General features: G+C 63.5%; 20 protein-coding genes and 1 tRNA gene. 15 read left to right on the forward strand and 6 right to left on the reverse strand.

All coding sequences use genetic code 11. The features are described from left to right. The first annotated feature begins 25 nt into the window (after positions 1–25). Positions 26–787, forward strand: a complete 762-nt coding sequence (gene dnaQ / locus BMY30_RS00215) for a DNA polymerase III subunit epsilon (protein ID WP_089709591.1) — start codon at positions 26–28, stop codon at positions 785–787. Further along, positions 787–1,560 (forward strand): NAD(+) diphosphatase, encoded by a 774-nt coding sequence (gene nudC, locus BMY30_RS00220; RefSeq protein WP_089709593.1) that lies wholly within the window; start codon positions 787–789, stop codon positions 1,558–1,560. Before dnaQ ends, nudC begins: the two co-directional genes overlap by 1 nt. A 20-nt stretch (positions 1,561–1,580) precedes the next feature. Here nudC and BMY30_RS00225 read toward each other — a convergent pair whose 3' ends face one another. After that, positions 1,581–1,892: an SCP2 sterol-binding domain-containing protein gene (locus BMY30_RS00225; protein ID WP_089709595.1), complete on the reverse strand. Its 312-nt coding sequence runs from the start codon at positions 1,890–1,892 to the stop codon at positions 1,581–1,583. A 132-nt stretch (positions 1,893–2,024) separates the two neighbouring features. Here BMY30_RS00225 and sohB point away from each other — a divergent pair, with 132 nt between their 5' ends. Next, on the forward strand, positions 2,025–3,065 hold the full coding sequence (gene sohB, locus BMY30_RS00230) for a protease SohB (protein ID WP_089709597.1): 1,041 nt from the start codon (positions 2,025–2,027) through the stop codon (positions 3,063–3,065). 10 nt (positions 3,066–3,075) lie between these two features. On the opposite strand, the gene BMY30_RS00235 is transcribed toward sohB, so the two are convergent. Beyond that, entirely contained in the window at positions 3,076–3,405 is a 330-nt protein-coding gene (locus BMY30_RS00235; protein WP_089709598.1) for an ArsR/SmtB family transcription factor, read from the reverse strand. 341 nt (positions 3,406–3,746) lie between these two features. Between BMY30_RS00235 and BMY30_RS00240 the strand changes: the two genes are divergently transcribed. The 3 genes from BMY30_RS00240 to BMY30_RS00250 all read left to right on the forward strand — a co-directional run bounded on the left by BMY30_RS00240 (position 3,747) and on the right by BMY30_RS00250 (position 7,357). Then, on the forward strand, positions 3,747–5,657 hold the full coding sequence (locus BMY30_RS00240) for a propionyl-CoA synthetase (protein WP_089709601.1): 1,911 nt from the start codon (positions 3,747–3,749) through the stop codon (positions 5,655–5,657). A 212-nt stretch (positions 5,658–5,869) separates the two neighbouring features. Next, entirely contained in the window at positions 5,870–6,553 is a 684-nt protein-coding gene (locus tag BMY30_RS00245) for a 7-cyano-7-deazaguanine/7-aminomethyl-7-deazaguanine transporter (protein WP_089709602.1), read from the forward strand. 24 nt (positions 6,554–6,577) lie between these two features. Then, positions 6,578–7,357 carry an alpha/beta fold hydrolase gene (locus tag BMY30_RS00250; protein ID WP_089709604.1) on the forward strand — a complete coding sequence of 260 codons (780 nt, stop codon included), beginning with the start codon at positions 6,578–6,580 and terminating at the stop codon, positions 7,355–7,357. Here BMY30_RS00250 and BMY30_RS00255 read toward each other — a convergent pair. Beyond that, positions 7,354–8,490: an ABC transporter substrate-binding protein gene (locus tag BMY30_RS00255; protein ID WP_244516077.1), complete on the reverse strand. Its 1,137-nt coding sequence runs from the start codon at positions 8,488–8,490 to the stop codon at positions 7,354–7,356. The genes BMY30_RS00250 and BMY30_RS00255 overlap by 4 nt on opposite strands. A 222-nt stretch (positions 8,491–8,712) precedes the next feature. Between BMY30_RS00255 and BMY30_RS00260 the strand changes: the two genes are divergently transcribed. Beyond that, on the forward strand, positions 8,713–10,419 hold the full coding sequence (locus BMY30_RS00260; RefSeq protein ID WP_089709608.1) for a potassium/proton antiporter: 1,707 nt from the start codon (positions 8,713–8,715) through the stop codon (positions 10,417–10,419). A 30-nt stretch (positions 10,420–10,449) separates the two neighbouring features. Here the strand turns inward: BMY30_RS00260 and BMY30_RS00265 are convergent, their stop codons facing one another. Next, positions 10,450–11,004, reverse strand: a complete 555-nt coding sequence (locus tag BMY30_RS00265; protein ID WP_089709610.1) for a YaeQ family protein — start codon at positions 11,002–11,004, stop codon at positions 10,450–10,452. Between the two features lie 88 nt (positions 11,005–11,092). On the opposite strand from BMY30_RS00265, the gene BMY30_RS00270 reads away from it, so the two are divergent. After that, on the forward strand, positions 11,093–11,746 hold the full coding sequence (locus BMY30_RS00270; RefSeq protein ID WP_089709611.1) for a metallophosphoesterase: 654 nt from the start codon (positions 11,093–11,095) through the stop codon (positions 11,744–11,746). 93 nt (positions 11,747–11,839) lie between these two features. Here the strand turns inward: BMY30_RS00270 and BMY30_RS00275 are convergent. Continuing rightward, positions 11,840–11,930 (reverse strand) — tRNA-Ser (locus tag BMY30_RS00275). Positions 11,931–12,053: 123 nt separating this feature from the next. Between BMY30_RS00275 and BMY30_RS00280 the strand changes: the two genes are divergently transcribed. From BMY30_RS00280 to BMY30_RS00310, 7 genes are all read left to right on the forward strand, one after another. Continuing rightward, complete coding sequence (locus BMY30_RS00280) at positions 12,054–12,524, forward strand: NUDIX hydrolase (RefSeq protein ID WP_089709613.1); 471 nt, start codon at positions 12,054–12,056, stop codon at positions 12,522–12,524. Between the two features lie 79 nt (positions 12,525–12,603). Further along, positions 12,604–13,281: a Bax inhibitor-1/YccA family protein gene (locus BMY30_RS00285; protein WP_089709615.1), complete on the forward strand. Its 678-nt coding sequence runs from the start codon at positions 12,604–12,606 to the stop codon at positions 13,279–13,281. 69 nt (positions 13,282–13,350) lie between these two features. Continuing rightward, on the forward strand, positions 13,351–13,743 hold the full coding sequence (gene tusD / locus BMY30_RS00290; RefSeq protein WP_089709617.1) for a sulfurtransferase complex subunit TusD: 393 nt from the start codon (positions 13,351–13,353) through the stop codon (positions 13,741–13,743). A 20-nt stretch (positions 13,744–13,763) separates the two neighbouring features. Beyond that, positions 13,764–14,138: a sulfurtransferase complex subunit TusC gene (gene tusC / locus BMY30_RS00295; protein ID WP_089709619.1), complete on the forward strand. Its 375-nt coding sequence runs from the start codon at positions 13,764–13,766 to the stop codon at positions 14,136–14,138. A gap of 22 nt (positions 14,139–14,160) precedes the next feature. Next, positions 14,161–14,451, forward strand: a complete 291-nt coding sequence (tusB, locus tag BMY30_RS00300) for a sulfurtransferase complex subunit TusB (RefSeq protein ID WP_089709621.1) — start codon at positions 14,161–14,163, stop codon at positions 14,449–14,451. Continuing rightward, complete coding sequence (locus tag BMY30_RS00305) at positions 14,451–14,804, forward strand: TusE/DsrC/DsvC family sulfur relay protein (RefSeq protein WP_089709624.1); 354 nt, start codon at positions 14,451–14,453, stop codon at positions 14,802–14,804. Before tusB ends, BMY30_RS00305 begins: the two co-directional genes overlap by 1 nt. Before the next feature lie 10 nt (positions 14,805–14,814). Beyond that, complete coding sequence (locus tag BMY30_RS00310) at positions 14,815–15,402, forward strand: acyl carrier protein phosphodiesterase (protein ID WP_089709625.1); 588 nt, start codon at positions 14,815–14,817, stop codon at positions 15,400–15,402. Here the strand turns inward: BMY30_RS00310 and BMY30_RS00315 are convergent. Continuing rightward, on the reverse strand, positions 15,389–16,597 hold the full coding sequence (locus BMY30_RS00315; protein WP_089709628.1) for a molybdopterin molybdotransferase MoeA: 1,209 nt from the start codon (positions 16,595–16,597) through the stop codon (positions 15,389–15,391). The two genes, BMY30_RS00310 and BMY30_RS00315, sit on opposite strands and share 14 nt — an antisense overlap. Between the last annotated feature and the right edge of the window lie 40 nt (positions 16,598–16,637).

Here is a 16,637-nt window from a genome sequence, read left to right on the forward strand (position 1 = left end):
TCCTGCGAGCCGACGAGAGACTGCCATGCGCCAGATCATCCTGGATACCGAGACCACCGGCATCGATCCCCGTGACGGTCATCGCCTGATCGAGATCGGCGCGGTGGAGATGGTCAACCGCCGCCTTAACGGCAACCGCTATCACCAGTATATCAATCCCCAGCGCGACATCGAGGCCGAGGCCGTGGGCGTACACGGCATCACTAACGAACGCGTGGCCGAGGAGCCGGTCTTCGCGGAGATCGCCGACGCCTTCTGGGCCTTCATCGAGGGGGCCGAGCTGGTGATCCATAACGCCCCCTTCGACGTGGGCTTCATCGATCACGAGCTCGGCATGCTCAACGCCCGGCGCGGCGAGCCGCGGCTGGGTCCGGTGGCCGATTATTGCCGGATCCTCGATACCCTGACAATGGCGCGCGACAAGCATCCCGGCCAGCGCAACAGCCTGGATGCCCTGTGCAAGCGCTATGAGATCGACAACGGGCACCGTGTCCTGCACGGCGCCCTGCTCGATGCCGAGATCCTCGCCGACGTCTATCTGGCCATGACCGGGGGGCAGACCCTGCTCTCGCTGGATGCCTCGGCGACATCGGAAGGGCGCGTCGGTGAGACGCAGGGACTGGCCATTCGCCGGTTGTCCCTTTCGCCGGGGCAACTGCGGGTGATGCCGCCCGACGAGGCGGAGCTGGCGGCTCATCGGGCCACGTTGGAGCGCATTCGAGACATGGCCGGTGAGTGTCGCTGGGATGCTTGCCCGGGTCTGCCTGGCGGCGAGACCCCGCCCTGATGCTGCGTCGGGAACTACCCAGCGAGGAGACGGCAGGACGGGTCATTCGCCTTGCCAGGGGGCGCATCGCTCCCGGGGTTGACGAGGGGCCACTGCAAGCCTTCCAGTCCTGGCATAACCAGATGCAGCCGCTTTGCTGGTGGCATGAGGAACCGGTGGCGCTCTCGGTGGAGACACAGCCAGGCGATGACTGGCTCGACGCGAGGAGCTGGCTGACCCGCCTGCCGGAATCCTGGTTCCCGCTGCTCTCCACGGCCCTGCAGGTGGCGGCCTGGCTCGACAATCATCGTTTCTGCGGTCGTTGCGGTGCCCCGGCGAGACGGCTCGATGCCGAATTCGCCATGCATTGCGGTCAGTGCGGGCATCGCAATTATCCTCGCATCTCGCCCTGCATCATCACTCTGGTCACCCATGGGGAATCGCTGCTGCTGGCCCGCAGTCCACGTTTTCCTCCTGGGCGTTACTCGACCCTGGCCGGTTTCATCGAGCCCGGTGAATCGGCAGAGGAGGCCGTGCGGCGTGAAATCTTCGAGGAAGTGGGGCTCAGCGTGGGGCGCGTCAGTTATTACAAGAGCCAGGCCTGGCCGTTTCCCCACTCGCTGATGCTGGGATTCTTCGCCGAGGCGGCCAGTCGGCGCATCCGCATCGACGGCGTCGAGATCGCCGACGCCGCCTGGTTCAGCCCGCGGCACCTGCCTCAGTTGCCGCCGCTCTATTCCATCTCCCGGGCGCTGATCGAGACCCACCTCAGGGAAGTCGGCCCTCGCGGATAGCGGTCCGCATCGGCCGAGGCTCAGTGGCCAGGGAAAAGGTGGCTCAACTGCGTCGCCAGCATGACATTGCCGGTGGCCTTGAGCTTGCCGGTCATGAACGCCGTCATGCCGTTGATCTCGCCGCTCATTACCCCCTTGAGGGTGTCGCTGCTCATGCTCAGGCTGACAGAGGGATCGTCGTGCTCGCCCTCGTGGACTTCCAGGGTGCCGTCGTCGACGACCAGGTAGTAGTCGCCGGCATCGTTGAAGTGGAACTGGAAGACTTCCTGCATGCCGCTGGCGGCTTCGGCGTCGAACCGGTCCTTTAGTTTGTCGATAGTGGCGTCTGACATGGAGATCCTTGATCGCTTATGGGGGAGAGGGGTTTAGAGAGTATTTGAAACGACCGTTTGAATCAAGCGCTCTGTGTCGGCAGGAAGGCGCCGGGCAGGATGTCATGACAGCGAGACGAGAGGAGTAAGGCAGTGAGTGAGTGGCTGACGGAATTCGGAATGTTCGTGGCGCAGCTGTTGACCCTGGTGGTGATCGGCGTTCTGGCGGTGACGGTGATCCTGCGAGTCAGGGGCGAGACGGGAGAGCGAACCCGGCTGCGGCTCGATGAGCTCAACGGCACGCGCCGAAACCGCCGTCGGCGGATGCAGCTGGCGGCCAGCCAGCCGGGAGCACGCAAACGCCTGGCCAAGGCCTTCCGACGCGATGACAAGGAACATGACCGTCGCGGCCGCAAGGGGGAGGGCGAGGTCTTGTCGACGGTCTGGGTGCTCGATTTTCATGGTGACATCAAGGCCAGCGGTACCGGGCAGCTCGCCGAGGAGGTCTCGGCGGTACTGGCGGTGGCTGGCCGGGAAGACGAGGTGGTGATTCGGCTGGAATCGGCCGGCGGCCTCGTACATGGCTATGGTCTGGCGGCCGCCGAGTTGGATCGTCTGCGCGAGGCGGGTCTCTCCACCACGGTGTGTGTCGACAAGGTGGCCGCCAGCGGTGGCTACCTGATGGCTTGCGCGGCCGACCAGCTTCGAGCGGCACCCTTTGCAGTGATTGGCTCTATCGGCGTGGTGGCCCAGTTGCCCAATCTGCACCGACTGCTCAAGCGCCACGACGTCGACGTTGAGATGCTGACGGCAGGACGCTACAAGCGCACCCTCACGGTCTTCGGCGAGAATACCGAGGAGGGGCGCGAGAAGTTTCGTGAAGATCTCGAGACCACCCACGAGCTCTTCAAACGCCATGTGGCGGAGCGGCGCCCCGGCCTCGACATCGAGGCGGTGGCCACCGGTGAGATCTGGTATGGCAGTGATGCAGTGTCGCGGGGTCTGGTGGATGCTCTGGGGACCAGCGAGGCCTACTTGGTCGAGCGCATGCAGCAGGCTCGGGTGATCAGCCTGAAGCTGGAGCACAAACAAAAGCTTGGTGACCGCCTAGGCATGGCGGTCTCGCGGGGTGTAGAGCATGGCGTCGAACGTGGGTTGGAGATGCTCGATGCCGGGCGCTGGCAGAAGCGCTGATCAAGTCTGCTTACGATCTGCCTTCCAGTCCCAGGCTACCGAGGGCCTCGATCAGGGTTCTCGCTCGCTTGCCATGCAGAGAATAGTAGATGGTCTGGGACTCGCGACGGGTGCTGACCAGATTCTCGCGGCGCAGGATCGCCAGATGCTGCGAAAGCGCCGACTGGCTGAGGGAGAGTCGTTGGTTGAGTTCGGTCACCGACAGCTCGCTGCCGTCGAGCAGGCAGAGTATCCGCAACCGGTTGTCGTTGGCCATCGCCTTGAGCAGGGCACTGGCCTCGTCGATGACCGCTGTGCCGCCTTCTAGGAGACGTGCTGCAGCACCGCTGGTATCGCCCATGATCTGTCTCCTGTCGGGCAGGTCCGACATCCGGTGGCCGGTTGCCTGCGCTGTTGAAGCCTTTCCATCCTGCTTTTCGCGGATTGCGTCTGTTGTTCGCTAACAGTTCGTCAACATTCTGATTCAGCTTATTCTCAATAATAGTTCAGCCTGGCAGCTGTCGCCGGGACAACGCTGGATCAAAGCCGCAAACCATGTTCAGCAATGATTTGTTGTCGACAATAGTGCCAAGGATACCTTGCACTTTTGTCGAATATTAGCCGATGGTATGAGGTTGTCGCCGTTAACTTGCTCTAGAGTGTCAACAATCAACACTCCCCTCGATTGCCGACAGGATGCAAATGAGCATGTACCAAGACGAGTTCCGCCGTTCGATTGATCACCCGGAGGCTTTCTGGGCCGAGCAGGCCAGACGCATTCCCTGGTTCACGCCGCCCACGACCATTCTCGAGTATGACGAGGCGGACCATGCTCGCTGGTTCGTGGATGGCGAGCTCAATATCTGTCATGCCGCTCTGGATCATCATGTCGAGCAGGGGCGTGGCGATCAGCCGGCTATCTTCTGGGACTCGCCGGTTACCGACAGCAAGCGGACCCTCAGCTTCGCCGAGATGCGTGATCAGGTGGCCCTTTTCGCCGGGGCCCTGCAGGGCCTGGGTGTAGAGAAGGGCGACCGGGTCGTGATCTACATGCCCATGGTGCCCGAGGCGCTGGTCGCCATGTATGCCTGTGCTCGACTGGGTGCCGTGCATTCGGTGGTGTTCGGCGGCTTCGCCCCCCATGAGCTGGCTGTGCGCATCGAGGATGCCGAGCCGAAGGTGGTTATCGCCGCATCCTGTGGCGTCGAGGTCGGCCGGGTGATTCCCTACAAGCCGATCATCGATGCGGCCATCGAGCAGAGTCGCTACAAGCCCGAGGCTTGCGTGGTATTCCAGCGCGACCAGCATCAGGCCGAGCTGGGGGCAATCGACCACGACTGGGCTGCCCTCGTCGAGAAGGCCGAGCCGGCGGACTGCGTTCCGGTCAAGGGCAGTGATCCGCTGTATGTCCTCTATACCTCCGGGACCACCGGAAAGCCCAAGGGGGTCGTGCGGGATACCGGGGGCTATGCCGTGGCACTGAGCTATTCCATGGACACCATCTACGACGTCGAGCCTGGCGACGTCTTCTTCTCCGCCTCCGACGTGGGCTGGGTGGTAGGCCACTCCTACATCGTCTATGCCCCCTTGCTGCGCGGCTGTACCACCGTGGTCTACGAGGGTAAGCCGGTGAAGACCCCCGATGCCGGTGCCTTCTGGAGGCTGATCAGCGAGTATCGGGTCAAGAGCTTCTTCACCGCGCCCACGGCCTTCCGCGCGATGAAGAAGGAAGACCCGGATGCCAAGCTGATGGCCCAGTACGACATCTCCTGTCTGAAGGCGTTGTTCCTGGCCGGCGAACGCCTGGATCCACCGACGTTCCATTGGCTGGATGACCTGATAGACGTGCCGGTGATCGACCACTGGTGGCAGACCGAGACCGGCTGGCCGATTGCCGCGAACATGCAGGGCCTGGAGCCGATGCCCACCAAGGCGGGTAGCGCGACGGTGCCGGTGCCGGGTTTCAACGTACAGATCCTGGATCGCGAGGGTGAACAAGTCGGCCCCATGGAGCAGGGCAGCGTGGTGATCAAGCAGCCGTTGCCGCCTGGCTGTCTGACCGGTGTATGGGGTGACCCGAAGCGCTTCCACAGCGCCTACATGGCGGCCTTCCCCGGATACTACTTGACCGGTGACGGCGGTTACTTCGATGAGGACGGCTATCTGTTCATCATGGGCCGCACCGATGATGTCATCAATATTGCCGGCCATCGCCTCTCCACCGGCGAGATGGAGGAGGTCGTCGGCGCACACTCCGCCGTGGCCGAATGTGCGGTGATCGGCATCCACGATGCCTTGAAGGGCCAGTTGCCGGTGGGGCTGGTAATCCCCAAGGACGGCTTCGAGGGCCGCGAGGTAGATCTAGAGCAGGAATTGATCGACTTGGTACGCGACAAGATCGGGCCTATTGCCTGTTTTAAGCAGGTATTGGTGGTCGACCGCCTGCCCAAGACGCGTTCGGGCAAGATCCTGCGCAAGTTGCTGCGCAACATCGCCGACGGCAAGGAGTTCGGCATACCCTCGACCATCGACGACCCGGCGAGCCTGCAGGACGTGCACGAGGCCATGAAGGAGCGCTCGGTGGGTGCTGCCCATGACGCCCGTCAAGTCTGACGTCAGCGGCATTTGAGCCTGTCCACCACGCCGCCGCCCCACAAGGGGCGGCGGCGTCGCTTCCAGGGCAGCAGCCCCTCACTTCGAGCCTTGTCCGAACAGGGGGCCATGGCCAGCCGCCGGGCCAGGCCGTATAATGCGTCTCCTGTCCGCCCAGGGCGGCTCCCGTGCCACGAGGGTTCCCTCACCCCTCCCCAAAAAAGGATGCCGTGATGTTCGTGCTTTCCGATGCCCAGACCCGGCGCTGTATGACGCTACTGGTCGTCTTCCATATCCTGGTCATCGCCGCCAGCAATTATCTGGTCCAGCTGCCCTTCACCCTGTTCGGGTTCCACACCACCTGGGGCGCCTTTAGTTTCCCCTTCATCTTCCTGGCCACCGACCTCACCGTACGACTGTTCGGCAAGGAACCGGCGCGGGCCATCGTGTTGAGGGTCATGCTTCCGGCCCTGGTGATCTCCTATATCGTCTCGGTGGTCTTCCCGCGCGGCGGCTTTGCCGGTCTCGAAGGGCTGGGCGAGTGGGATCTCTTCGTCGCGCGGATCGCGCTGGCAAGTTTCATGGCCTACGTGCTGGGCCAGTTGCTCGACGTGCAGGTCTTCGACCGGCTGCGTACCCTGAAGGCCTGGTGGGTGGCGCCGGCGGTCTCCACGGTGCTCGGCAACCTGGCCGATACCTTTGCCTTCTTCTCCATTGCCTTCCATGAGAGCCCCGATCCCTTCATGGCCGCCAACTGGCCGGAGATCGCCTGGGTCGACTATGTGATCAAGCTCGGCATCAGCCTTGCGTTCTTCCTGCCCCTCTATGGCGTGTTGCTGACCTGGCTCAGCCGCCGCCTGGTGGCCGTGACGGGCAGCGCCGACCTGATGCCTGGCGAGGTACAGGCGCGAACCTGATTCCATTCAGCCGAGGAGACTTAGATGCCCATCGAACTCCACTATATCGACACCGGCGGCGACGAAACCCCGGTGGTAGTCGTGCACGGCATGCTCGGCAGTGCCGACAACTGGCGCTCGCACCTCAAGCAGTGGCAGCGCCGGCATCGGGTGATTGCCGTGGATCTGCGCAACCATGGACGTTCGCCGCATGTCGCGGGAATGGGCTATGAGGCCATGGCCGAGGACCTTCTCGCCCTGCTGAATCGGCTCGGCGTCGAGAGGGCCCACCTGTTGGGACACTCCATGGGCGGCAAGGTCGTGATCAGCCTGGCACGGCTGGCTCCATCCCGGGTGGCTTCGCTGATCGTTGCCGACATCGCGCCGCTCGCCTATGGCCATGACCACGATAGCGTCTTTGCCGCCTTGCGCCGCGTCGAGGCTGGAGAGCCGACCAATCGCCGCGAGGCCGACGCGCTGCTTGCCGAGCATGTCGAGGAGTCCGCCGTGCGCCTTTTCCTGGCGACCAACCTGGAGCGCGACGATGAGGACATCCTGAGGTTGCGCATCGGCCTCGATGAAATCCAGGACGACTACGAGACGATCATGGGGGAGCCGGCGGGAAAGGGCGTCTTCGACGGCCCGACCCTGGTGCTGCGCGGTGCGCATTCACCCTATGTGACCGACGAGATGCTGCCGGCGCTGCGTGAGGTACTGCCACGGGCCGAGGTCGAGACCCTGGAGGCAGGCCACTGGTTGCATGCCGAACAACCCAAGGCCTTCCAGACAGCGGTAAACGCCTTCCTCGAGCGTGTGGAGAGTTAGTGAGGCAGCGCCCCGGGGTCGATGGCCAGTCGTGATACCGGATGACGTTCCTCGATCAGGCCGGCCTCGAAGAGATAGTTCTCGAAACGGCGGTAGCGGCCCTGATCAAGGGCCGCCGGGCTGAGATTCAGTCGCGTGCGGATCATCTCCCAGGCTTCACGGTTGACCGCGGTGTCCAGGGCCGGCTCCGCGCTCGCGATCAGCGACCAGGCCTCCCCCGGGTGGTTGGCGATCCAGGCCGTGGCCTCCTCGATGGCGTTCACCAGGCGGCGGATGGCATCCCGCTTCTCCCCCAGTTGGTCGCGGTTGGCAAGCAGTACCAGGCCATCATGGAGCGGGATACCCAGCTCCTCGATACGCAGTACCCGGGTGGCCAGCCCCTCGTCGGCAAGTTGTCGAGGCAGCAGGTGGCGCATGGCGCCGATCACGCCATCCACTCGCCCCTCACGCAGCGCATCGTCGAGCCGGAAGTGCAGCGCCTCGGTCTCGATCTCATCGTCGCGAATCGATGCATCGCGCAACAAGACGGCCAGCAGCACGTCACGGCTGTCCATATCGGAGTATCCGATGCGCGAGCCTGCCAATCGGGCGGGGGTTTCGATCCTGCCGTCCTCACGTACCACCAGGGCGCTCAAGGGAGTGGCGATCAGTGTGGCGACGCGGACCAGCGGCAGGCCGCGATCCACCTGAAGGTGCAAGAGGGGCTGGCGGGCCACTGCCAGATCGACCCGCGATGCCGCCAGCAGCTTGCTGGGCACATCCGGGTCGGCTGGGGTCGCGAGGATCACCTCCAGTCCGCGGCTGGCAAACATGCCTTTCTCTCTAGCTACGAAAAGGGCGGCATGGCGAGGACTTGGGTAGTCGTCGAGCATGATCTTGAGCGAAGTGACTGGCGGTGGCGCGATCGGTTCCGCCGGGCGCAGAGCGATGGCAGGGACGCTGGGCCGCGACGGAGTGCCGACGCTGGGCCCGCTCGGCGCCTCCCGGTAGCGTCGTCGAGTCTCCGCCCTTGCCGCCTTGTCGGCAAGGGTCTCGAGGTCCGGTACCTGCACCTCGGTGCCCAGCGGTGGGTAGCCCTCCTGCGATGGCACGGTGGCGTCCGTCGTGTCGGCCATGGCGAAACTTGTTGACATCAGGACGGCTGCCGACAGTAGCAGGCTCCAGCGGAGAGACCGCCGAAAAACGGATGAAATCATCGAAATGGAACTCCTGCCATGCGGCCTGTCGGCCTACGGTTGGTGCAGCGCAAGCTTAACCGTTGCTCGAGGACCGCTGCCAGTCGCCACCATAAACGGAAATCGCCGTGCCTGGTCCGGCATGCGATAATCCCGGCTCTTAGCTGGGACAGGACGTTCATGGATTCGATCAATACCCTCTTTCTGCTCAGCGGCTTCCTGCTGGCCCTGAGCATTCTCGCCAGCCGGCTCTCCTCGATGGCCGGGGTTCCCCTGCTGCTGATCTTCCTGGGGCTGGGCATGCTGGCCGGGGAGGAGGGGCTGCTCGGCATCCAGTTCGACGACTATTCGCTGGCATTCCTGATCGGCCACCTGGCGCTGGCCATGATCCTGCTCGATGGTGGCTTGAGAACCCGTCTCAAGACTTTCCGCGTCGGCTTCCGGCCGGCGCTCTCCCTGGCCACCCTGGGGGTCTTCATCACCAGCTCGCTGGTGGGCGTGTTTGCCATGTGGCTGTTCGACCTGAGCCTGGTGCAGGGGCTGCTGGTAGGCGCCATCGTGGGCTCCACGGATGCGGCGGCGGTGTTTTCCATGCTCAGTGGCCGGGGGGTCAACCTCAACGAACGGGTCGGGGCGACGCTGGAGATCGAGTCGGGAACCAACGATCCCATGGCGATCTTCCTCACGCTGATGCTGGTGGAGGTGCTGGTCGGCGAGATCGGCGGAGTGGGCGAGACCCTGTTTTTCCTGGTTCAGCAGTTCGGCCTGGGTATAGTCATCGGCGTAGGCATCGGCTGGCTGAGCGCGCGTTTGCTGAGCTGGCTGGACCTGGCGCCGGGTCTCTATGCGCTGCTGGCATTGGGGTTGGGGTTTTGCACCTTCGGCCTGACCAGTGCCCTGGGGGGCAGTGGCTTCCTGGCCATCTACCTGGCTGGGTTGATGATCGGCAACCGGCCCGGTCGCCATCTCACCTTCATCCTGCCGGTGCATGATGGCCTGGCCTGGCTCTCTCAGATCGGGCTCTTCCTAGTGCTGGGCCTGCTGGTCACACCCAGCGAGTTGCTCGACTATGCGCTGCCGGCAATGCTGGTGGCCCTGGCGCTGATCTTCGTCGCGAGGCCGTTGGCGGTGCTGGTCGCCGTCAAGCCCTTCTTCAAGTTCCGCTGGCGGGAGATCGGCTTCATCGCCTGGGTAGGCCTGCGTGGGGCGGTCCCCATCGTGTTGGCGATCTTCCCGGTCATCGGCGGGGTGGAGAATGCCGCGCTCTATTTCAACGTCGCCTTCGCGGTGGTGCTGCTTTCACTGCTGATACAGGGCGGCACCCTGCCGTGGATGGCGCGGCGCATGAAGGTCGAGCTGCCGCCTACCGTTTCGCCTAACCATCGTGGACCTTTGGGCATCCTGCCGGAAAACGACTATGAGCTGTTTGTCTACGAGGTGGAGAACGCCGACCTCGAGGATGTACCGATCCGGCTGCTGCGTTTCCCCTCCGGGGCGCTGATCTCGGCGCTGTTCCGCGAGCATGCCATGCTGCACCCCAAGGGCAGCACTCGACTGCGACTGAGCGACGTGATCTGCGTGATCGGTCGCACGGACGATCTGCCGGCGCTCAACCGCTTGTTCAACGGGGATGCCAAGCTCAAGCGCGAGCGGGCCTTCTTCGGCACCTTTACCTTCGATGGGGAGGCTCGCATGGGAGACATCGCCGATGCCTATGGCCTGACCCTGACCCCCGGCGAGCAGGACATGACGCTAGCCGAGTTCATCTCCCTGCGGGTTGGGGGGCATCCGGTGGTGGGCGATGACGTGGACTGGCACGGTATTCATTGGGTGGTCAGTGAGATGGATGGTAATCGTGTCACCCGGGTTGGGCTCAGGCTCTACTGAGGCGATGGACCAGTGGCCTGCCGCGAAGGGTCAACCGGCGCGTGCGCGCTGTCGAGCTTCGAGCTCAACCTCGACAGCACCTCGCTCTGGACTGGTCAGCCAGACCCCGCCATCCTCGATCATGCAGTTCAGTGTCATGCTCTTTGCGGCCAGCGCGGTAAGCGCCTCGACCGATACCGGGGAGACATCGACCACCGTCAGGTTGTCGAGGGTGGCGAGCTTGCCGGCCAGAGAGTCCCACCAGATGGCTGATGCCTGGCCGCTATAGGGGTAGAGGACCACGCGGTCGGCTCGGGCGCATGCCCGGCGAACGCTTTTCTCATCGGGCTGGCCCAACTGGATCCACAGTTCGATGTCGCCAGTCAGGTTCTTGCGCCAGAGGTCCGGTTCGTTCTCGGTGCTCACGCCACGTCCGAAGGCAAGGGATTCATCGGCGTTCAGGGCGAAGGCCAGCAGCCTGACCATCATCCGTGCATCGGTTTCCGACGGATGGCGCGCCACGGTCAGCGAGTGGTCCGCATAGTAATGCCGATCCATGTCGGCGATCTGCAACTGGACCTTATGGATCATTGACTTTAGTGCCATCTGACTAGGTCACTCGTCCGGCTTGGAAAAAGTGTCTGCCATCATGACATAGTCGGCGGGGCGAGGGGATGGATGAGGAGGTCGTACCATGCTGACCAGGCATGAAGCGAACACCAGGGGCCGCGATTTCTTCGTGGGTGACCTTCACGGCCAGTACTGCTTGTTACAGGAAGCCTTGCAGGGGGTCGACTTCAGTACGACGGAGGATCGCCTGTTCTGCGTTGGCGATCTCATCGACCGAGGTGCCGATTCGCTCGACTGTCTGAAGCTTGCCTTCATGCCGTGGTTTCACGCCGTGTGCGGCAATCATGAAGATTTGGCCTGGAACGCTTTTTGCGACGGGGAGGGCAGCAGCGCCTGGGAGCTGTGGATGATCAATGGTGGTGGCTGGGTCATCGATAGCGGGGTGAACGAGACGCGAAGGATCCTGCAGGCGGCGCTATCCCAATTGCCTCTGGCGCGCGAGGTCGCGATCGACGGCAGGAAGTTCGGTATGGTGCACGCTGAACCGCCAATCGACTGGTTGCGCATCGAGGAGGCCGACCGAGATTCCTTGATCTGGGGGCGTTCGCGGATTCAGCAGAGCGACGAGACGCCGGTGGTTGGGGTCGACGCCGTCGTCGTCGGCCACACCATCGTGGAACGGCCGCTGACCCTGGGCAACGTGCATTACCTCGATACCGGGGCATTCAGCACGGGTCGCCTGACGCTGGTCGATGCTAAAGAACTACTGAGGTGGTGAAGGCGACGACATGGCAAGCGTTGCCCGGGAAAGAAGGCGGGACGTCGGGTCCATGAAAAAAGCACCTGCAGGTGCTTTTTTCTAAAGTAGAAGTGGCGGAGGGACAGGGATTCGAACCCTGGGTAGGCTATTAACCTACGCCGGTTTTCAAGACCGGTGCATTCAACCGCTCTGCCATCCCTCCGGCTCACGGATAGGCATACTACCAGCTTTCCTCGCCGGGTCAACAGCGCCTAGGGATCAAGACGTTAGGCGTATCATACCAGGTGAGGCCCGATAGAATCGTCGGTGACGGCAGGAGAACAACATGCTTGACCCCAGAGAACACGCCGAGGTGCGTCCGATCCCTGCGGTTTCGGCTGCCGTGATCCGGGGGAACCGCATCCTCATGGTGCGACGACGAAATCCGCCCAACGCGGGCATGCTGGCTCTGCCCGGCGGCAAGGTAGAGGCGGGAGAGAGCCTGCTGCAGGCGGCGGCGAGGGAGCTATTGGAAGAGACCGGGGTGGTTGCAGCGCCTCGGCGTATCCTGACGGCCATCGACCTGTTCGACCACGATGAAGCGGGCCTGCTGAGGATGCATTTCGTCATCGTTGTGGTTCAGATGGATTGGCAGGGCGGCGTGGAGGCAGCGGCTGACGATGCCACCGAACTGCGTTGGATGGACCTCGAGGCTCTTGCACAGGAGGTCGGGGAGGTCAGTGAATCGGCCTCTCGGGTGGCACGCCAGGTGCTGGTTGAGGCAATGACCGCAGAAGGCGCGTTGAAGCCAGTCTAGCCAGTCTCTTGCGTCGGGAACCTTCTCGCGGCATTCTAGGTCTAGTGCCTAGATCAACTACTCAGGGAGCTACCGATCCATGGCTTATCAAGACACGCAGAACACGCAGATGACACGGCAGCAGACCCAGGCCGTCGAGACCAGCAAGGTTCTGCGCAATACTTATGGCCTGCTGGCGATGACCCTGCTGTTCTCCGCCGCGACGGCCGGTGCCGCCATGGCCATGGGCATCGAGCGGATGAACATCTTTGTGTTCTTCATCGGTGCCTACGGCCTGATGTTCCTGGTGCACAAGACCGCCAACTCGGCGCTAGGCCTGCTGTCCACTTTTGCCTTCACGGGCTTCATGGGCTTCACGCTAGGTCCCATCCTCAGCGCCTATCTCACCCTGCCCAACGGTGCCCAGCTGATCATGACCGCGCTGGGCATGACCGGTGTGACCTTCGTTGGCCTATCAGCCGTGGCGCTGATCACACGCAAGGACTTCAGCTTCCTGGCTAATTTCTTGATGGCCGGTGCCATCGTGCTGATCATTGCCATGTTGGCGGCCATCTTCCTGCAGATTCCTGCGCTGTCGCTGATGGTGTCGGCTGGCTTCGTGCTGTTTGCCTCGGCCGCCATCCTCTACCAGACCAGCGAGATCGTGCATCGGGCCGGCGAAACCAACTACATCCTCGCCACCATTACCCTCTATGTCTCGATCTACAATCTGTTCGTCAGCCTGCTCTCCATCCTGGGAATCATGAGTCAGGACTGACGGCGAGCGTCACATCTCGCAATCCTGGCCCCGCCTCTCGGCGGGGCCAGGCTGTTTCAGGAGGACCCCATGCGCTACGCCATTCTGTTGATGGGTGCCCCATACAGTGATCAGGCGAGCCACTCAGCCCTGCGCTTCGCCCGTGCCCTCGTGGCACGTGGCCACCGGCTCGAGGCGGTATTCTTCTACCATGATGGAGTGCACAATGCGGCACGGTTGGCCGCGCCTCCCCAGGATGAGCCGCATCTGGTGGATGCATGGGCGTCGCTCTCCAGCAAGCATCAGGTTGCGCTGCAGGTCTGTATCGCTGCTGCGCTACGTCGTGGATTGCTGGATGAACGGGAAGCGGCCCGGCATGGCAAGGATGGCGTCAGCGTGAAGGCCCCCTTCGAGCTGACCGGGCTTGGCCAATTGGTCGACCTTGGAACGCATTGCGATCGCCTGGTCACCTTCGGCCCCTGAATCGGTTCGACGGAGTAGCGATGCAAGAACCCCACGATGACGGAGACCTGCTGGTCATCCTGCGCCATGGTCCCCACGGCAGCAGTTGGCTAAAGGAAGGCCTGGATGCCGCTCTGGTCGCCGCTGCCTTCGGGCGCCGCGTCTCCCTGCTGTTCATGGGTGAGGGCGTGACGGCGCTGATAGCGGATCAGCAGGTGGGTGCCCTGGGGCAGAAGGGCACTGCTGCGACGCTGGAGATGCTGGAAATGTATGATATCGAGACCCTGCTGGTGGAAGCGCAGGGGCTTTCACGTCTCGGTCTATCGCGTGACGATTTGATGCTCGAGGTGGAGTGTTTGTCGCCAGTGGCACTGGCGCGCGTCCTCTCCGGACATCGCCTTGTGTTGACCTTCTAGCCCAGTCGCAAGGAGTGCGCCGATGCTGTTGCATATCGTGAACCGTTCACCGGCGACCAGCCGAGTTTATCTGCAGGCCCTGGCCGGCATGTCGCCGGAAGATCGCCTGCTGTTGATCGAGGATGGGGTTCAGGGGGCGCTCCCTCAGCTGGTGCCCTATTACGCCGGCCTGGAAGGCCGGCTCTTCGCCCTCAGGGAGGACTTGGCGTCCCGCGGGTTGCTGGGGCACTGTGACGCCAGTGTGCAGGTGGTCGATGTCGATGGCTTCGTGATCCTGACCGAGGAAGCCGAACGCACGGTGAGCTGGTACTGATGGCAACCACGGAAATATACCGTTATCTATCTATAGCATCCCAACAATACGCCATAGATCCGGAAGGTTATCTCGTCAACATAACAGAGTGGTCGCCCGAAGTGGCCAAGGCCATGGCGAGTGAAGATGGCATCGTGCTTACGCCAGAGCACTGGGAAATCCTCGAGGTACTACGAGATTTCTATGCCCGCTACGAGATGGCGCCTGCCATGCGCCCTCTGGTCAAAGCAGTGGGGCAGGCCTTGGGGCCCGAGAAGGGGCGCTCCATCCACCTGATGCGACTCTTTCCGGGTAGTCCGGCCAAGGTCGCCGCGCGCCTCGCCGGGCTGCCCAAGCCCACTCATTGTCTGTGATCCGCCACTCGTGAACTTCCTTGCCCATGGCTGGCTCGCCCGGGGCGGAAGCGACGACTTCCTCTATGGCAACCTGATCGCCGATGGAGTGAAAGGCGCAGACCTGTCGGCCTGGAATGCACAGCAGGCCGCAGGTATTCGCCACCACCGGCGGGTAGATGCCTTCGTCGATGGCCATCCGGTGGTCTTGGGTGTCCTCGCTCGGTCACCGCGCAGGCAGCGCCGCTATGCCGGCATCGCCCTGGATCTGGTCTGGGACCACTTCACGGCTAGGACGCTGACGAGCGATGAGCGTAACCAGTTGACCGATCGCTGCTACCGGATACTGGCCAGGCGACCCGCCCCGGCTCGACTGGCGGCGATGATGCCGATCCTGGTGGAGCAGGACTGGCTCAATCGCTACGCCGACTTCGCGTTCACCTGTCGGGCCATCGCGGGCATCGGCCAGCGGCTGTCGGGACCCAATCGCCTGGCTGAGCTGGTGCCCTGGCTGGAAGAGGACTACCAGCGACTCGCCAAGGATTTCGCGAGGCTCTGGCCTGCAGTCAATGACGCCCTGGGTGTTTCCCAGGGCAAGGGGCCGATCACTCGACCCTGAGCCACAGGCAGTCAATCGGATCACCTGGCTCGACCCGGCTGTCGGCAGGAATCACCGCCAGGGCATCGGCGCTGATGCAGGATGACAGCACGCCGGAATTCTGGTCCCTGAATGCCCTGGCAACGATCCCGTCCCCGCCAAACTCGAGTACCACGCGCATGTAATGGCGACGCGGACCGGTACGGGTACTGAAATCCGCACGAGCCTGGAGACAGGGCAGATCCGCCAGTGCCGGACAGCCCTGCAGGGCGCCAAGCAGTGGACGCAGGAAAATCCAGGCACCCACGAAACAGGAGACGGGGTTGCCGGGCAAGCCGACGAAGTGTACCTCGCGTCCCTCCCGCCCCGGTAGACGACCCAGGGCGAGGGGCTTGCCTGGGCGGATCGCCAGTCGCCAGAGATCCAGTTGGCCCAGTGATTCCAAGGCGGCCTTGACGTGGTCCTCCTCGCCGACACTAACGCCGCCGGTGCTGATAACCAGGTCGGCCTCCAGGGCGGCGGCACCCAATGTTTCGCGGGTTCCCGCAGGGTCATCGGGAATCGAGGCGACCAGCGTCAACTCTGCCCCGAAGCGCTCGATCAGACGCCTGAGCATCGGCCGGTTGGAGTTGTAGATCTGGCCCGGGGCAAGGGGCCGGCCCGGGTCGATGATCTCGTCGCCGGTGGAGAGCAGCGCTACCCTGGGCCGACGGCGGACCATTACCTCGGTGATGCCCTGGCCGGCCAGGTGGCCCAGCGCTGCGGCCTCCAGGCGCTCTCCGGCAGACAGCAGGGAATCGCCGCAGGCGACGTCACGACCGCGCAAGCGAACATTGTCGCCTGCCGGGATGTCGGGCGGTATCGCGGCCAGCTCGGCCTCCACCTCGACGCGCTCCTGCATCACCACGCAATCGGCTCCCGGGGGGATTTCGCCCCCGGTGAAGATGCGCGCGCAAGTGCCTGGCGCCAAGGGCCTGGCCGGCGAGCCCGCGGCGATGCGCTGGGCGATCGGCAGCCGCTTGCCAGCATCACGGTGGTGAAGGGCATAGCCGTCCATGGCACTGTTATCGAAGGCCGGCACGTCGAGCCGGGCTTCGATGGCTTCGGCGAGCACGCGGCCCGCTGCCGCCTCACAGGGAAGAAGCTCCGCCGGCGTCGTGGTCACATCCCGAAGCAGCGCCGCCAGTGCCGCCTCGACAGTTTGCAGCTCAGCCATGCTGGCCTCGCTCGGGGATGACAAGGTTGGCCTGAACGTA

It is taken from the genome of Halomonas daqiaonensis (genome assembly GCF_900109725.1).
GTDB lineage: Bacteria > Pseudomonadota > Gammaproteobacteria > Pseudomonadales > Halomonadaceae > Halomonas > Halomonas daqiaonensis.

Excerpts from the sequence above, each read along its gene's own strand:
- nudC (WP_089709593.1), top strand. The coding sequence starts at position 787 with ATGCTGCGTCGGGAACTACCCAGCGAGGAGACGGCAGGACGGGTCATT.
- tusC (WP_089709619.1), top strand. The coding sequence starts at position 13,764 with ATGCAAGAACCCCACGATGACGGAGACCTGCTGGTCATCCTGCGCCAT.
- BMY30_RS00315 (WP_089709628.1), bottom strand. The coding sequence starts at position 16,597 with ATGGCTGAGCTGCAAACTGTCGAGGCGGCACTGGCGGCGCTGCTTCGG.
- BMY30_RS00285 (WP_089709615.1), top strand. The coding sequence starts at position 12,604 with ATGGCTTATCAAGACACGCAGAACACGCAGATGACACGGCAGCAGACC.
- BMY30_RS00305 (WP_089709624.1), top strand. The coding sequence starts at position 14,451 with ATGGCAACCACGGAAATATACCGTTATCTATCTATAGCATCCCAACAA.
- BMY30_RS00265 (WP_089709610.1), bottom strand. The coding sequence starts at position 11,004 with ATGGCACTAAAGTCAATGATCCATAAGGTCCAGTTGCAGATCGCCGAC.
- BMY30_RS00255 (WP_244516077.1), bottom strand. The coding sequence starts at position 8,490 with ATGTCAACAAGTTTCGCCATGGCCGACACGACGGACGCCACCGTGCCA.
- BMY30_RS00250 (WP_089709604.1), top strand. The coding sequence starts at position 6,578 with ATGCCCATCGAACTCCACTATATCGACACCGGCGGCGACGAAACCCCG.
- BMY30_RS00240 (WP_089709601.1), top strand. The coding sequence starts at position 3,747 with ATGAGCATGTACCAAGACGAGTTCCGCCGTTCGATTGATCACCCGGAG.
- BMY30_RS00245 (WP_089709602.1), top strand. The coding sequence starts at position 5,870 with ATGTTCGTGCTTTCCGATGCCCAGACCCGGCGCTGTATGACGCTACTG.
- BMY30_RS00260 (WP_089709608.1), top strand. The coding sequence starts at position 8,713 with ATGGATTCGATCAATACCCTCTTTCTGCTCAGCGGCTTCCTGCTGGCC.
- BMY30_RS00280 (WP_089709613.1), top strand. The coding sequence starts at position 12,054 with ATGCTTGACCCCAGAGAACACGCCGAGGTGCGTCCGATCCCTGCGGTT.
- tusB (WP_089709621.1), top strand. The coding sequence starts at position 14,161 with ATGCTGTTGCATATCGTGAACCGTTCACCGGCGACCAGCCGAGTTTAT.
- BMY30_RS00270 (WP_089709611.1), top strand. The coding sequence starts at position 11,093 with ATGCTGACCAGGCATGAAGCGAACACCAGGGGCCGCGATTTCTTCGTG.
- BMY30_RS00225 (WP_089709595.1), bottom strand. The coding sequence starts at position 1,892 with ATGTCAGACGCCACTATCGACAAACTAAAGGACCGGTTCGACGCCGAA.
- BMY30_RS00235 (WP_089709598.1), bottom strand. The coding sequence starts at position 3,405 with ATGGGCGATACCAGCGGTGCTGCAGCACGTCTCCTAGAAGGCGGCACA.
- dnaQ (WP_089709591.1), top strand. The coding sequence starts at position 26 with ATGCGCCAGATCATCCTGGATACCGAGACCACCGGCATCGATCCCCGT.
- tusD (WP_089709617.1), top strand. The coding sequence starts at position 13,351 with ATGCGCTACGCCATTCTGTTGATGGGTGCCCCATACAGTGATCAGGCG.